Source organism: Streptomyces sp. NPDC051018 (genome assembly GCF_044456085.1).
In the GTDB taxonomy this organism is placed as follows: Bacteria; Actinomycetota; Actinomycetes; order Streptomycetales; family Streptomycetaceae; genus Streptomyces.
The window spans coordinates 423,277-438,221 of sequence record NZ_JBITFN010000002.1 but is presented as its reverse complement, the minus strand read 5'-3'; the positions used below and the strand labels follow the sequence as shown (position 1 = coordinate 438,221).

The window sequence follows — 14,945 nt, the reverse complement described above, 5'->3', positions numbered from 1 at the left end:
TGTGCCGGTGGCGCCGGGCGTCGTGTCAGTTGCGCCAGGCATGGCCACCGTCGCTCCAGACGTTGGTGAACAGCCGTGAGGCGTGCGGCCAGTCGCCCGCCATCGCCTCCTCGGTCGCCGCGTCGATCCGGGCCGCGATCGAGGCGTCGATCCCGTCCAGCACGTCGTCGCCGATCCCCCGCGCGTTCAGCCGGGCCCGATAGGTGACCAGCGGGTCCTTCTCCATCCAGGCCCGGACCTCACCGGGGTCGCGGTACTTCGCCGGATCGGCCCGCGAGTGTCCGCCGTGCCGGTAGGTGACCGCCTCGATCAGGGAGGGCCCGCCACCGGCGCGGGCGGTGGCGATCGCCTCCGCTGCGGTCAGATGGACCTCGTCGGCGTCATTGCCGTCGATGACGACGGACGGCAGTCCGTACGCCCCCGCCCGGTCGGCCGCCGGGTTGTCGACCGCGGTGACGCTGTCGATCCGCGTGTACTCCATGTACAGGTTGTTCTCGCAGACGAACACGACCGGCAGTTTCCAGACCACCGCGAAGTTCAGCGCCTCGTGGAAGGCGCCGATATTGGTGGCCCCGTCGCCGAAGAAGCAGACCGTGACCTGCCCGCTGCCCCGGTACTGCGCCGACCAGGCGGCTCCGTTGGCGATGACGAGCTGGGCGCCGATGATCGCGTACGAGCCGAGGATTCCGCGCTCGGCGTCGATCAGATGCATCGAGCCGCCCTTGCCGTGCATCAGGCCGTTGTCACGGCCGAGGAGTTCGGCCATCAGCGGAGCGAGCGGTGTGCCCCGGGCGATCAGATGGTTGTGGCCCCGGTAGGTGATGAACGAGTAGTCGTCCTCGCGCATCGCGGCGGCCACCCCGGCGGCGATGGCCTCCTGGCCGATGCCGAGATGGGTGGTGCCCTTGACCAGGTTCTTCAGAAACAGGTCGTACGCCCGCTTCTCGAACTTCCGGGCGGTGCTCATGGTCCGGTAGAGGCCGAGGGCGGTCTGCTCGGACACCTCACCGGGGAGTGCTGTATCGAGGGTCATGACGGTCTCCCGCTCAGTACTGGTTGGCGATGAACAGCTCGTCGGCGGGGAACCGGGTCAGCACCTCGACGCCGGAGGCGGTGACCACGACCTCCTCCTCGATCCGGGCGGCGGAGACACCGTCGGTGGCCGGGCAGTAGGTCTCCAGGGCGAAGACCATGCCCTCCTCGATCTGCATCGGGCTCTCCAGGGAGGTGAGCCGGCTGATGATCGGCCGCTCGTGCAGGGCGAGCCCCAGCCCGTGCCCGAACAGCAGCCCGAACGCGGTCTTCTCGTCCTCCACCCCGATCTCCTCGGCTGTCGGCCAGAGCCGGGCCACGTCGGCGGTGGAGACACCGGGCTTGATCGCGTCGATCGCGATGTCCATCCACTCCCGGGCCCGTACATAGGCGTCACGCTGCACGGTGGTGGCCCGGCCCACGTTGAAGGTGCGGTAGTAGCACGTCCGATAGCCGTTGTACGAGTGCATGATGTCGAAGAACGCCTGGTCGCCCGGGCGGATGATGCGGTCGGAGAAGTTGTGCGGATGGGGGTTGCAGCGCTCGCCGGAGACCGCGTTGATGGACTCGACGTCGTCCGAACCCATCTCGTAGAGCCGCTTGTTGGCCAGGGCCACGATTTCGTTCTCACGGACGCCGGGCTTCAGGGCCTCGGTGATGTCGTGGTAGACGCCGTCCACCATCGCGGCGGCCATCGACAACAGGGTGATCTCGTCACGGTTCTTGATCTGGCGGGCGTCCAGCATCACCTGCTGTCCGTCGCGGACCTCGACGCCCTGCCGGGTCAGCTCCGTGTGCAGCGGCAGATCCAGGATGTCCACGCCGATGGGCAGACCGCCCACCCCGGCGTCGGCCAGCCGGCCCTTGATCTCGGTCACGGCCCGCGCCATCAGCCCGGCGTCCGGCGGGACCGCGCCCCGCATGGTGGTCCAGGAGGACAGACAGTTCTCCGGCTTCATCCACGGCGCGTACATACGGTTGTGCACGGCCGCCGAGCCGAAGTCCCACAGGATCAGCTCACCGGTACGGGTGTAGATCGCGTACCGCGACAGCTTCTCCCGGGTCCACTCGCCGATCGAGATCCCGGTCAGATAGCGGATGTTGTTGTTGTCGAAGACCAGCACCGCGCCCAGCTCGCTCTCGTCCAGCGCCTGCTGGATCCGGGAGACGCGGTAGGCGCGCAGCCGGTCGAAGTTGACCCGCTCCTCGAAGTCGACGAGTGCGTGGCCGTGGGCGGGCGCGATGGGGAGCGCGGGGGTCGCGGGAATGCCGCTCATGAGGAACTCCGGTGTCGGAAGGGGAACTCGGGAGGACGTCGGAAGGGTGGTGTGGGGGTCGGGACAGAGATGAGGACGGTGGTGAGGAGGGCGCGCCATCGCCGCCCGGTCCCGGTCCCGCTGACGGACCGGGAGCGGAAAGAGGCGGACCGGTGCGGGTCCGGCCGGCCGGCGAAGGCCGGGCCGTCGCCCGGGCGACCGGTATCAGCGGACGGGCCGGTGACGGCCGCGAGCGGGCGCGAGCCCGTCACGGCCGGAGCCGCCGCCGGATCAGAGACCGCCGCCGGGCGCGATCCCGGTGCCGGCGGATGCGCGCCGCCGCGCGGTACGCGCCGCCTGGCGGACGGGATTGGCGACCAGGGTGGAGGCCAGCAGGGCCTTGGTGTAGGGGTCCGACGGATGGCGGTAGACCTGGTCGGCGGGCCCCGACTCGACGAGCCGGCCGTGGTGGAGGACACCGATCTCATCGCTGATGTGCCGCACGATCTCCAGGTCGTGCGCGATGAACAGATAGCTGACGCCCAGCTCGCGCTGGAGCTCCATCAGCAGATTGACGACCTGGCTCTGAGTGCTCACATCGAGCGCGCTGACGGGCTCGTCGCACACGATCAGCCGGGGCCGGGGGGCGAGCGCGCGGGCGATCGCGACGCGCTGGCGCTGCCCGCCGGAGAGTTCGTGCGGATAGCGGTCGCGGTGGTAGCCGGAGAGCCCCACCCGGTCGAGCGCGCCGAGGACCTCCCGGTCCCGTTCCGCGGCGGAGAGCCGCCGGTGGCGGGTAACGGCCTGGGCGATCGTGGTGGCGATGGTCTGCCGGGGGTTGAGGGACGACATCGGGTCCTGGAAGACCACCTGTACGTCCCGGTGGAAGGAGAGAGGGGTACGCCTGCCGAAGGCGGCGGTGTCCTGGCCGTCGAAGACGATCCGGCCCCCGGTGACGGGCGCGAGTCTGAGGACGGCCCGTCCGATGCTGCTCTTCCCGGAGCCCGATTCGCCGACCAGGCCGAGGGTACGGCCGCCGCCGATGGTGAATCCGACGTCGCGCACGGCGGTGAGGGTCCTGGCCCGTCCGGTCAGACCGCGGCCCAGCTGATAGCGGACGGTGAGGTTCTCCACCGACAGCAGCGGGGCCGCGTCCCGTGCCGGCCGGTTCACCGGGCACCCGCCAGGTCCAGTTCCGGGGCGCGTACACAGCGCACGCCCCCGGAGTCGACCGGGACCGCGCCGGTGCGGCACGGGTCCGTGGCGTAGGGACAGCGCGGATGGAACCGGCAGCCGGCGGGCCATGCCCACGCGGGCGGCACCCGTCCGGGAATGGTGGCCAGCGGCTCCCCGTCGGTGTCGCTGTGCGGTACGGCCGCGAGCAGGGCCTCGGTGTACGGATGCCCGGGCGCGGCGAACGCGTCCGTCACGGAACGCTGTTCGACGATCTGGCCCGCGTACATCACGGCGATCCGGTCGCAGCTGTCGGCGACGACCCCGAGATCGTGGGTGATCAGCAGCAGAGACATGGAGAATCGTTCCCGCAGATCGGCGAGCAGATCGAGGACCTGTGCCTGGATGGTGACGTCGAGGGCGGTGGTGGGCTCGTCGGCGATCAGCAGCTCGGGATCGCAGGCCAGGGCGCCCGCGATGACGACCCGCTGCGCCATCCCGCCGGAGAACTGGTGCGGATAGTCGCGCAGCCGCTCCCGGGGGTTCGGCACACCGACGAGGGAGAGCAGTTCGGCGGCGCGCTCGGTGGCCTGGGCACGGGTCAGATCGCTGTGCGCCCTGATGGCGTCGGTGAGCTGGCGGCCGACCGTGTGGACCGGGGAGAGTGCCGAGCCCGGGTCCTGGAAGACCATGCCGATACGCCGGCCGCGCACCTGGCGGAGCGATTCGCCCCGGAGCCCGGCGAGTTCGGTGTCCCCGAGCCTCAGTGAGCCGGACCGGATGCCGACTCCGCCGGGCAGCAGACCGAGGATCGCGGCGGCGGTGACGGACTTGCCGCAGCCGGACTCCCCCACCAGCCCGAACGTCTCTCCGCGCCGGATGTGGAAGGACACGTCCGAGACGAGTTCTGCGCCGCCCGCGTCGGTGACGGTGAGTCCGTCGACACGCAGCAGGGCGTCCTCGGGGGCGGACGCCCGCCCGCCGTCGGCGGGCGCGGCCGCGACCGCCCGGGCACGGGGCCGGGTGCGCGCGCCGGACCGGGGGGATCCGGCGTCCCGCAGCCCGTCGCCGAGCAGATTGAACACCAGCACGCTGAGGGTGATCGCCACACCGGGCAGGATGGCCAGCAGCGGGTGGTCGGCGACATGCTGGCGTGAAGCGTCCAGCATCGCGCCCCAGCTGACCTGGGTGGAGTCGATGCCGACACCGAGGAAGCTCAGGGTCGCCTCGATGAGCAGCGCGGTGCCGAGCGCGATCGACGCCTGCACGATGAGCGGCGGCGAGACATTGGGCAGCACCTGCCGGAGCATGATGCCGGAGGACCGGAGTCCGAGGACCCGTGCCGCGTCCACGTACAGCTTCTCGCGCTCGGCGAGCACGACGGCCCGGGTGATCCGCATAAAGCTGACGGCGAAGATCAGTCCGACCGCGAGCATCGCGTTGCCGAGGCCGTTGCCGAGGACGGCGACCAGGGCGAGGGCGAGCAGCAGGGCGGGGATGGACTGCATCACATCGGCGATACGCATCCCGATCCGGTCCCACCAGCCGCCCCGGTAGCCGACGAACAGACCGAGGCCGACGCCGAGGACGAGTCCGATGGCGACGCTCTCCGCGGAGGCGAGGAGCGCGGTGCGGGTGCCGTAGATCAGCCGGGACAGGGTGTCCCGTCCGAGGTCGTCGGTGCCGAGCCAGTGGTCGGCGCTCGGGCCCTGGAGCTTGTCGACGACATCGGGGGCGGCGGGGTCGTACGGGGCGATCCAGGGCGCCGCCAGGGCGAGGACGAGCTGGAGCAGCAGCACGCCGAGGCAGACCAGGGTGACCGGCCGGCCCGCCATACGGCGCAGGGTACGGGCCCTGACGGGGGGTCCGGCGGTACCGGGGTCCGTCCCGTCGCCACCCGGCTGTCCGGAATGCCCGGGATACTCGGGGCGTTCGGGGTGCGCGGTCGCTCCGGCGGCCTCCGGCTGAGGGGCCGGACCGGACGAGGCGCCCGCGGGACCGAGGGCACCGGCCGGATCGAGGGCCGCGGCCGGTACCGCGGCCCCGTTCGGGCCGGGCTCCGGGGAGAGCGCCCCACCGCGTGGTGTGTCGTTCACTGCGGCCTCACCTTCGGGTTGATCACGCCGTACAGGAGATCGGCCGCCAGATTCACCAGCAGGACGATGACCGCCACCAGGACGATGGAGCCCTGGAGCACCGGGTAGTCGGCGCGTACGACGCTGTCGATGAGCATGGTTCCGAGACCGGGCACCGCGAAGATCCGTTCGATGACGAAGCTGGCGGCGACCAGGACGGACATCTGGATCGCGATCACGGCGAGCACCGGGACCAGCGCGTTCTTCACGGCATAGCGCAGCACGATCTTCCGCCGGCGGATGCCCCGCGCCAGCAGTGTCTGGACGTACGGGGAGTCCAGCGCGTCGATCATCGCGCCCCGGGTCTGCCGGGCGATGACGGCGGCCGTGTGCGAGCCGAGCGCGAGCGCTGGCAGGATCATCCCCCGCGCCCACGCCCCCGGGTCCTCGGTGAACGGGGTGTAGCCGACCACGGGCAGCCAGCCGAGGTTCACCGCGAACACCAGCACAAGGAGCAGCCCCAGCCAGAAGCTCGGTACGGCGAGGCCGAGGGCGACCACGGTGGTGAGCAGCCGGTCGGCGGCACTGCCCGGGCGCAGCGCGCCCAGCACCCCGAGGGGCACGCCCACCAGCAGGGCGATGGCCATCCCGGCGACGGCGAGGGAGAGGGTGATGCCGATCCCGGAGGAGATGGAGTCCGCGACGGGAACGCTGGTGTACAGGGAGGTGCCGAGGTCTCCCCGTACCGCGCCGCCGAGCCATTCGGCGTACTGCTCCGGCAGGGGGCGGCTGAGGCCGAGCTGTTCGCGCAGCGCGTCCTTGTCGGCGGCGGGCGCTCCCTCACCGAGGATCTGGGCCACCGGGTCGGTGGGCGTCAGATGGACCAGGGTGAAGACGAACGCCGACACCAGGAGCAGGGTGGGCAGGGCCGAGAGCAGCCGCTGGAGGACGAACTTCGTCATGTGCCCGCGACCTGTCCGGATGGCGCGGCGCCGTCCGTCCGGTGGGCCGCCGCGTCGGCGAAGATCCGCTCACGGACCCGTCGGGTGGCGGCGCCCGCGTCGGCCGGATCGAGGTCGGTCAGCTTCCCGTCCCGTTTGCGGACGGCTCCGCCGACGACGACGGTGTCCACATCGCGCGGTCCGCTCTGGAGGACGATGTGCGCGGCCGGGTCGCCGAGCGCGACCCCGTAGGGCTCGGTGTCGACGAGGACGAGGTCGGCGAGCCGCCCGGGGGCGAGGGTGCCGAGGTCGTCGCCGAGGCCGAGGGCGTGTGCCGCGTGGACGGTGGCGTACTCCAGCATATGGCGGGGCTCGACGAGCGGGACGCCGTCGCGCCGCTCCAGGGGGTAGCGGCCGGCCTCGCGTTCCTGGGCCGCGTCCACGTTGCGCATCAGCAGGAAGGTGAGCCGCATGGCCGCGAAGAGATCGATGGGGACGCGGGAGACGGTGTCGATGCCGAGGCTGGAGCGGACTCCGGCGCGGTGGGCGCGGTTGAGGACGGTCATGGAACGGCCGCCGCCGAACTCTCCCTCCGGGGTGAAGGAGATACCGCCGCCGCAGGCCGCGAGCAGGTCCAGCTCGCCGTCGTCGGCGGCGTTGGCGTGTGCGGGCAGGATGTCGGAGCCGAGCAGTCCGGCCTGGTGCAGGGCCCGGATCTGACCGGCCGGGTTCTGGTGGACGGTCATCCGCATACCGAGGTCGCGGGCCAGCGCGACCTCGGCCGCGGTGCGGTCCAGGCTGCCGTACTCGATGGAGGACAGGGCCATGCCGACCCGCAGCAGCCCGTCGTCCCCGGTCTGCTCGCGCAGCGCGCGGATGTGGTCGAGCCGCCAGGCGTGGTCCTCGGGCGGGGCGCCGAAGCTGCCCAGCATCCCGTACGCCCACAGGGTCCGCTGGCCGGTCCTCCGGTGGGCGCGCAGTCCGGCTTCGGCGTGCTCGGGCGACATCACGTTGTGGCAGAAGTCGAGGACGCCGGTCACTCCGCCGTCGAGCATCTGGATGGAGCCGGCCAGGGTGGCGTCGTGGATGTCGTCGGCGCCGAAGTGCTCGCGCAGACAGAACACCCGGGACTGGTAGTCGTCGAAGGTCCAGCCGTCGGCGTGCAGTCCCTTGAGGGGGGTCTGCCAGGTGTGCATATGGGTGTCGATCAGTCCGGGGATGGCGATCATGCCCCGGGCGTCGATCTCCTCGGCTCCCGGGTCGCTCAGTCCGGTGCCGACCGCCGTGATCCGGTCGCCGGTGATCAGGATGTCCCCGGTGGCGAGGTCCCCGAGGCCGGGGTCCATGGTGAGCACGGTGGCGTTCTTGACGATCAGTCGGGTGGTCTCAGGCACGGCTGGCTCCCTGCGGACGGGGCGTGGCGACGGGCAGGCCGTCGAAGGGCTTCGCGGTGTGGACGACACGTCCGCCCACGAGGGTGAGCACGGATTCGATCCCGGGAATGCGCTCTTCGGCGACGGTGAAGTAGTCCTCGCTCAGTACGGCGAGATCGGCGAGGAGCCCGGGTTCCAGCCGTCCGCGCTCGTCCTCCTCGTAGCTGAACCAGGCGCCGGACGCGGTGTAGCCGCGCAGGGCCTCCTCACGGGAGAGGAGGTTGTGGGGCGCGAGCGTCGTATTGCCCTGGACGGTACGGCCGTTGAGGAACCAGGCGAGGGTGGCGAAGGGGTTGTACGAGGCGACCCGCATGGCGTCCGAGCCGAGGCCGAGGGGGATGTTCCGCTCGATCAGGCTCCGCAGCGGCGGTGCCTCGGCGACGGTGTCGGCTCCCCATACGGTGATGGCCTCCTCGCCCTGGAACCGGTAGAGCCCCTGGGCGAGGACTCCCGCGCCGAGTGCGGCGATCCGGTCGACGTCGGTGGGCGTGAGCGGTTCGGCGTGGACGAGGGACCAGCGCAGCGGGCTGATGTCGTGTTCGGCGTGGACCTCCTCCCAGGCGCTGAGGATGGCGTCGATGGTGGCGTGCTGGTGGGCGTGGGCGTGCACGGTCCAGCGGTTGCGGGCGAGGTCGCCGAAGATCCGGCGGAACTGCTCGCGCACCTCGTCGCCGATCTCCACCGGGTGGGCGATCTTGTCGACCGTGCCGTAGAGGATGACCTCTCCGGCGCCGATGACCCTCAGCATGCTGTCGCCGATGTCGAGCGGGGTGAAGCGCTGGTATCCGGCGAGTTCCTCCAGTTCGGTGCCGGCGCGGGAGGCGTGCACGGCGAGTCTGGCGCGCACGGTGAGCAGGCCCCGGCGCCAGGTCTCGTGGACGGCGGGATAGGCGTCGGGCCCGCTGTTGAAGCCGCCGCCGTCGATCGCTCCGGTGATGCCGAGCCGGTTGAGCTCACGGGACATCTCGGCGGTGGAGGCGACCTGCTCCTCGAAGGTGGGGCTCGGCATCCGGCGGTAGAACCACTCCATCAACGGGGTGCCGTTGACCTTGCCGGTCAGTTCTCCGCCGGGGCCGGTCTCGAAGGACGCGGTGTCGAAGCCCTGTTCGCCCAGTTCGCGGACGAGTGCCGGGTCGACGCCGAGTTCGCGCATGGCGGCGGTGTTCAGTACGGCCCAGTCGTAGAGGAACTGCACATAGACCGGGTGGTCGGGGGCGGCCCGGTCCAGTTCCTCCCGGCTCGGGCCCCGGCCCTCGGGGAACTGCGCGGGGTGCCAGCCGCCGATGACCTTGATCCAGCTTCCCTCCGGGCGCCGGGCGGCGCGGGCCGCGATGGCGGCGAGACCGGTCTCCAGGGTCTGCTCGTCCTCCCAGCGGACCTCGTCGCGCCAGGTGCGGCCCGCTCGCACGATGTGGACGTGGGAGTCGATGAGGCCGGGGACGACCCGTCGTCCCTCCAGGTCGACCACGGTGGTGCCGGGACCCGCCAGGGCCTGGATCTCGCGGCTGCTCCCCACGGCGGAGATCCGCTCTCCGGTGATCGCGAGGGCCCCCGCCTCCGCGTGCCGCGCGTCGGCGGACATGGTGGTCACGCGTCCGTTCAGCAGGACCAGATCGGGAATCGCGGCGGCGGGCAGGGATGTGCTCATGGGTGGGTTCTCCATCCGGGGGTACGGGGTGCGGTTGGCGGACGCGGGGAGGGCGGGATCAGCCCTTCACCCGGGCGTCCTTGTAGCGGAAGACCGCGACGTCGTTGGTGGTGGAGACGATGTTCTCGACCTTCTTGGGGTTGTAGGCCCAGAAGCCCGTGTAATCGAAGTAGCCGCAGTCGAGCGCCTCGTCGTTGACGATCTCCGACATCTTCTTCCAGGCCGCCTCGCGTACGGCGGGGTCCGTGGCGTTCAGCCCCTCCCGGGCGGCGGCGTCGAGCGACGGGTAGGTGATCTTCAGCGGGTTGCCCGGGGCGTCGGGCGCGAACTTGCGGATGTAGTAGTCGTACGCGCCGGAGCGGGAGCCGTCCGAGAGGATGGCGGCCGGGTACTTGCCGCTCTGATAGGTGCTCAGGAACTGCGGGAAGTTGGGCAGCTGGAGTTCGACCTCGACGCCGATCTCCGCCATCTGGCTGCGGAACAGCTCGGCGATGGTCCGCTGGGTGTCATAGCTGATCAGGGTGAACTTGCGCTGGGGGCCGCCCAGTTCCTTCATCAGCTGCCGGGCCCTGTCGAGGTCGTGGGGGTAGCCCCGGAGCGCGGGGTCGTGGCCGGGCTGCCCCGCGGGGAAGCGCTGGAGGGGGACCTTGCCCTTGCCGCCGAGGGCCGCGTCCACATAGTCCTGCGGGTTCATGGCGTGGCAGACGGCCTGCCGGAACTTCTTGTCCTTGAAGGTGTTCCGGGTGTCGTACATCTGGAGGTGCCACAGGACGGAGGGGAACCAGGTGGACTTCAGGCCCTCCTTGTCCGCCCGGGCGGCGAGCGGAGGAGTCGTCCAGACGACGTCGAGCTGGCCGGCCCGCAGGGCGTTGTAGAGGCTGTCGGGGTCGTTGATCTGGGTGATCTCGACCCTGGAGGGCCCGACCGACTTCTTGTCGTAGTACTTGTCGAAGGCGGTGACGACCGTGCGCAGCCCCTTGGTGGACGCCTTGGGGTCGTACTTCCAGGGGCCGGTGCCGCTGCCCTCGGTCTTCCAGTCACCGTCCGCGAGGGCCTTCGGGGAGACCATGTACATCCCGAGGCGCGCGAGGTTGGTGACCAGGCTGGGTGCGGGCTGCTTGAGGTCGATCCGTACATGGGTCGGGTCCACGGCGGTGACGCTCTTGACCGCGGCCAGCTGCCCCCGGTACTGGCTGGGAGTCTTCTGGATCCGCTCCAGGTTCGTGACCACGGCCTCGGCGTCGAAGGGCGTGCCGTCGTGGAAGACGACTCCCCGGCGGAGGGTGAAGTCGACCCGCAGCGGGGTCTCCTTCCACTCGGTGGCCAGCTGCGGCCGGAGCGTGAAGCCGTCCGGGGCGACGCTGAGCAGCGACTCGTACACCAGCGAAGTGAAGGTGCTGTTCTGTTTGGTGACGGTCTCCCAGTCGTCGAACTGCTGGTTGGTGCCCACCTTGAGCGTGGTGCCGGCGCCGCTCCCGGAGCCCTGGCCGGACGGCCCGCCGCCGCTGCACGCGGCGAGGGTGACCGTGAGTGCGACGGCGAGCAGCGCCCCGCCCGCCCGGTGGGCCGACGGTGATCCGGGTCTGCCGGCCCGTCCCCGGGGAGAGGGCGATCCGATGTCTGTCACAGCAAAACCTCCAGGGGCTGCTGAACTGCGTGAGGGTGGGTCCGTGATGCGGTGTGCGCTATAGTGGACGCATGTGCAGTGCAACTGTCAAGAGCTGCGTACAAGATTGAAGAAAAGTCCCCTGTGACATAGGGAAGCGTGCAGATAAAGCCGGATAGACACCTATTTCTCTCTGCACAACTGTCCAGCGGGTAGCCAAAATCGAAGGCACAGTGTTCAATATGGCGAGCGCATATGTGCAGTAACGTGCAGTCCTGTACGGTTGTCCAGTGCGCGAACATGCCGGATCACAGCGATCGGGAGGCCCGATGAAGCCCGAGGGGGGAAGCCCCGGTCTCGGTGCACGGCTCAGAAGAGTCCGCTCCGAACGAGGTATGTCACTACGGGAGCTGGGCCGGCTCGCCGGCTGTTCCGCGAGCCTGATCTCCCAGGTCGAGCGCGGCCAGACGGCCCCTTCGGCCGGTGTCGTCTACGGCATCGCGAACGCGCTCGACATCTCGCTGGACTATCTCTTCGGCGTCGCGGACGCGGAGGAGGCGTCCGCCCCCGCCTCCCGGCCACGGGCGCCCCAGGTCGCGCCACCGCCACGGGGCGGCAGGGACACATCGCCTCTGTTCGCCGCCGTCGGCACGCCCGCGAACGGTACGACCCGGCTGGGGACCGAGGGCGCGGAGACCGATGAACCCGCCGGGAGTACGACGGCGCCGGGGGCGAATGTTCCGCAGGGCGGGGCGAGCGCGGGCGCACCGGCGACCGGTCCCGGACTGGCACCGGCGACGGAGACGATCGTGCAGCGCGGGGGCCGCCGCCGGACCATCGATCTGGCCAGCGGTGTCCGCTGGGAACGGCTGACCCCTCAGCAGGACGCCCGGGTCGACTTCCTCGAAGTCGTCTACGCGCCCTACGGCAGATCGACCGACACCCGCTGCCCGATCCGGCACGACGGCCGGGAGTACCAGCTCGTCCTCCAGGGGACCCTGCACGCGGACGTGGGTTTCGAGACCTATGTGCTGGAGGCCGGGGACTCGCTGGCCTTCGACCCGGCGACACCGCACCAGTACCGCAATATGACGGGCGAGGAGGTCCGGGCGGTCTCGGTCGTCGTCCACGCGGACTGACACGGGCCTGTCCCGTACCGCCGGCACCGTCCCGGGCCCTGCTCCCGCGCCGGCCCCTGCCTCCGTGTCCGCGCCCGGGCCCTGGTTCCGCGCCGGTCCCTGCCCTGCGCCGGGCCGTCCCGTACGGCTGGAGCCCGTCATCGGTGTCGGCCGATGACGGGCTCCTTCACCGCTCCGTGAGCGGGCGTCGGCTGCTCACCGGTCTCTCCGCGCCCGCCCCACGATGCGATGGTCCGGATGGGCTCTCCCGCCGGGAGCCCGGGGGTGTGACCCCTGGCCGACCACCTCCGCATACGCTAAGTGACATCGCGAACACCATCGGTGCCCGTACCGGTAAACCCCTCCCATGAGGGGCGCCTCCCGCGCGCCGTTGACGGGCGGGGCCGTACGGGCGGCACGCTCCCCTCGCACACGGGCCCCGGCGGGTCGAACCTGGCGGTATGGATGACAACGCGCCCGATGTGGTCCTGCGGCCACCCGTCGATGTGATGCGGCCGAGGTCCGTGGACGAGATCCCCGCGCCGGCCGGGTCACCCGGCGGGCTCCAGTACTCCCTGAAGCTCGACGGATTCCGTGCCGTCGCCTTCGTCCTCGGCGGCGGCCGGGTCGTCCTCCAGTCGCGTTCACGCCGTGACCTCGCCCCGGACTTCCCCGATATCGCCGCGTATCTGGGGGAGAGCCTGCCGCCGGGCATCGTGCTCGACGGTGAGCTGTGCGCGTTCCGGGAAGGCCGGCTGAGCTTCACCGATCTGCTGCGGTCCCACGCCGACCGGGTGCGGTCGGGGGTCCCGGTGTCCTACATCGCGTTCGACATCCTCGCCGTCCCCGGCCGGGACACCAGGGCCCTGTCCCTGGAGAAGCGCTGGGAGCTGCTCGGGGCCGCGCTGCACGACATCGGGCCACCGCTCCAGCGGGTGCTGGCGACGACCGACGAGGAGACCGCCCGGACCTGGTTCCACGACATGAGGGCCGTGGGCGTGGAGGGAATCGTGGCCAAGTCGCTGGCCTCGGCCTACCGGCCGGGTGCCACCTGGGCCTGGCGCAAGGTCCGTCACACGGACACCAGGGACGGCACGCTCCTCGGGGTGTTCGGCCCGGTGGAGCGGCCCCGGGCGCTCCTGGTCGGCCTCCCCGGCGGCCGGACGCTGGTGACCTCACCGCGTCTGAGCGCCGTGCAGTCCCGGGGGATCGCAGAGGCGGTGCGCGATCGCCTGGGCGACCGGGTGGACCACCCCGACGGCCCCGTGCGGATGCTCACCGAACCGCTCCCCGTCGAACTCCTCCAGGTCTCCGGCCGCCAGGAAACGGCCCGCTTCGTCCGCATACGCTCCGACGGCTGACCCGTCGACGCCGCTGCGGTGGTGGCCGTGCGCCGCCCGCGTACCGCAACACCCCGCACGGCCCCATGGGACGCCGGGGCTTGGTCCTCAGTCCCGTGCGTCCGCACGCCGGGCACCCGCGATCACGAAGGTGACGCTGATCAGCAGGGCCCAGGACGCCCACTTGGAGAGGGAGACGGGTTCCCAGGATTCGAGCTGGTGCGGGTATCTCCAGGCCCCGAAGTAGGTGGCGATGTTCTCGGCGAGCCAGAGGAAGAAGCCGATCAGCACGAAGGAGAGCCCGACCGGCATACGAAGACGCCGGCCGTCGACCGTGAAGTGCACCCAGGAGCCCCAGCCCGCCAGCAGGAGCAGCCCTCCGAGGACCCAGCGCAGATCGGGCAGCCAGTGATGGCTCAGAAAGTTGATGTACAGCCCGACGGCCAGTACGGCGGTCGTCCTCGGCCGGTAGCCCGACAGCCCCAGATCGAACAGGCGCCACGCCCGGCAGACATAGCTGCCGACGGCCGCGTACATGAATCCGCCGTACAGCGGGACACCCGCGACCACGGTCAGGGCCGGCTCGGGATAACTCCATGAGCCGACCCGCACCTTGACCACTTCGAAGAGGAACCCCAGCACATGGCAGACGGCGACGACCGCCACCTCGCGCCGGGTCTCCCACACCAGCAGACAGCCGAACCCGGTCAGCGCCAGCCCGTAGACCAGCAGCAGGTCGTAGCGTGGCACGGGCAGCCCCGGAAGCACCTCCGACACCGCCATCCCCGCGAACAGGGCGACGGCGAACACACAGCACCGCGCCTGGATCCACGCGAACACCATCAGCTGTCTCAACGGCCCCCGGCCTCCCGACGACACCGTCCGGGCCTTGCCAGGGCACCGGGATCTCCCGGGGACGACGCCCCGGCCGAGGGGGTGGTTCCCGGCCAAGGTTTCCCGGTCGCGGCCGGTGTTCACCGATGGCGGGAAACGCAGGGGACGATGCCATGCGGCCGACGGAGTACGGCCTTTGGCGCAGGCGCCCGCTCCGGGGAGCCGGGCCCGTCCCGAGGGGCGCGCCACCGGCCGTTCGCCGGTTCGGTTCGGCACGTCCGGCCGGTCCCGAGCCGCCAACGGGCGGTGTGTCGCGGGCCGGTGTGCGGACCGCGGGACGGCAGGCGGGAAGACCCCGGGACTGCCCGAGGCAGTCCGAAAGTCGCTCTAGCTCCGCCCTATTCGAACTGATCGAATCAGGTCCTAGTGTCGGCACGGAGGAAATCAACGCAACACCGGTCACGGAATGACATTCTCAGACGGAGGTCA

At 70.9% G+C, this 14,945-nt stretch carries 11 protein-coding genes; 2 read left to right on the top strand and 9 right to left on the bottom strand.

The genetic code is table 11. The features are described 5' to 3' along the window. Window positions 1-25 precede the first annotated feature (25 nt). The 8 genes from ACIBCM_RS05610 to ACIBCM_RS05575 form a co-directional block, all read right to left on the bottom strand. Window positions 26-1,033 (bottom strand): thiamine pyrophosphate-dependent dehydrogenase E1 component subunit alpha, encoded by a 1,008-nt coding sequence (locus ACIBCM_RS05610; protein ID WP_399240525.1) that lies wholly within the window; start codon window positions 1,031-1,033, stop codon window positions 26-28. Between the two features lie 13 nt (window positions 1,034-1,046). After that, window positions 1,047-2,309, bottom strand: coding sequence for a M24 family metallopeptidase (locus ACIBCM_RS05605; RefSeq protein ID WP_399240523.1), 1,263 nt, complete (start codon window positions 2,307-2,309; stop codon window positions 1,047-1,049). A 270-nt stretch (window positions 2,310-2,579) separates the two neighbouring features. Further along, window positions 2,580-3,461 carry an ATP-binding cassette domain-containing protein gene (locus ACIBCM_RS05600; RefSeq protein WP_399240521.1) on the bottom strand — a complete coding sequence of 294 codons (882 nt, stop codon included), beginning with the start codon at window positions 3,459-3,461 and terminating at the stop codon, window positions 2,580-2,582. Continuing rightward, on the bottom strand, window positions 3,458-5,557 hold the full coding sequence (locus ACIBCM_RS05595; RefSeq protein ID WP_399240519.1) for an oligopeptide/dipeptide ABC transporter ATP-binding protein: 2,100 nt from the start codon (window positions 5,555-5,557) through the stop codon (window positions 3,458-3,460). The genes ACIBCM_RS05600 and ACIBCM_RS05595 overlap by 4 nt, the downstream gene beginning before the upstream one ends. Beyond that, window positions 5,554-6,498, bottom strand: coding sequence for an ABC transporter permease (locus ACIBCM_RS05590; RefSeq protein ID WP_399240517.1), 945 nt, complete (start codon window positions 6,496-6,498; stop codon window positions 5,554-5,556). The genes ACIBCM_RS05595 and ACIBCM_RS05590 overlap by 4 nt, the downstream gene beginning before the upstream one ends. Further along, window positions 6,495-7,871: an amidohydrolase family protein gene (locus ACIBCM_RS05585; protein ID WP_399240515.1), complete on the bottom strand. Its 1,377-nt coding sequence runs from the start codon at window positions 7,869-7,871 to the stop codon at window positions 6,495-6,497. Before ACIBCM_RS05585 ends, ACIBCM_RS05590 begins: the two co-directional genes overlap by 4 nt. After that, window positions 7,864-9,558, bottom strand: a complete 1,695-nt coding sequence (locus tag ACIBCM_RS05580) for an amidohydrolase (protein WP_399240513.1) — start codon at window positions 9,556-9,558, stop codon at window positions 7,864-7,866. Before ACIBCM_RS05580 ends, ACIBCM_RS05585 begins: the two co-directional genes overlap by 8 nt. A 58-nt stretch (window positions 9,559-9,616) precedes the next feature. Continuing rightward, window positions 9,617-11,185: an ABC transporter substrate-binding protein gene (locus tag ACIBCM_RS05575; protein ID WP_399240511.1), complete on the bottom strand. Its 1,569-nt coding sequence runs from the start codon at window positions 11,183-11,185 to the stop codon at window positions 9,617-9,619. 308 nt (window positions 11,186-11,493) lie between these two features. Between ACIBCM_RS05575 and ACIBCM_RS05570 the strand changes: the two genes are divergently transcribed. Further along, the gene (locus ACIBCM_RS05570; RefSeq protein ID WP_399240509.1) at window positions 11,494-12,303 is read left to right on the top strand and encodes a helix-turn-helix domain-containing protein; all 810 of its coding nucleotides are present in this window, start codon (window positions 11,494-11,496) and stop codon (window positions 12,301-12,303) included. A gap of 440 nt (window positions 12,304-12,743) precedes the next feature. Beyond that, entirely contained in the window at window positions 12,744-13,643 is a 900-nt protein-coding gene (locus tag ACIBCM_RS05565; protein WP_399240507.1) for a DNA ligase, read from the top strand. Between the two features lie 87 nt (window positions 13,644-13,730). On the opposite strand, the gene ACIBCM_RS05560 is transcribed toward ACIBCM_RS05565, so the two are convergent. Continuing rightward, on the bottom strand, window positions 13,731-14,477 hold the full coding sequence (locus ACIBCM_RS05560) for a DUF817 domain-containing protein (RefSeq protein ID WP_399240505.1): 747 nt from the start codon (window positions 14,475-14,477) through the stop codon (window positions 13,731-13,733). Window positions 14,478-14,945 lie beyond the last annotated feature (468 nt).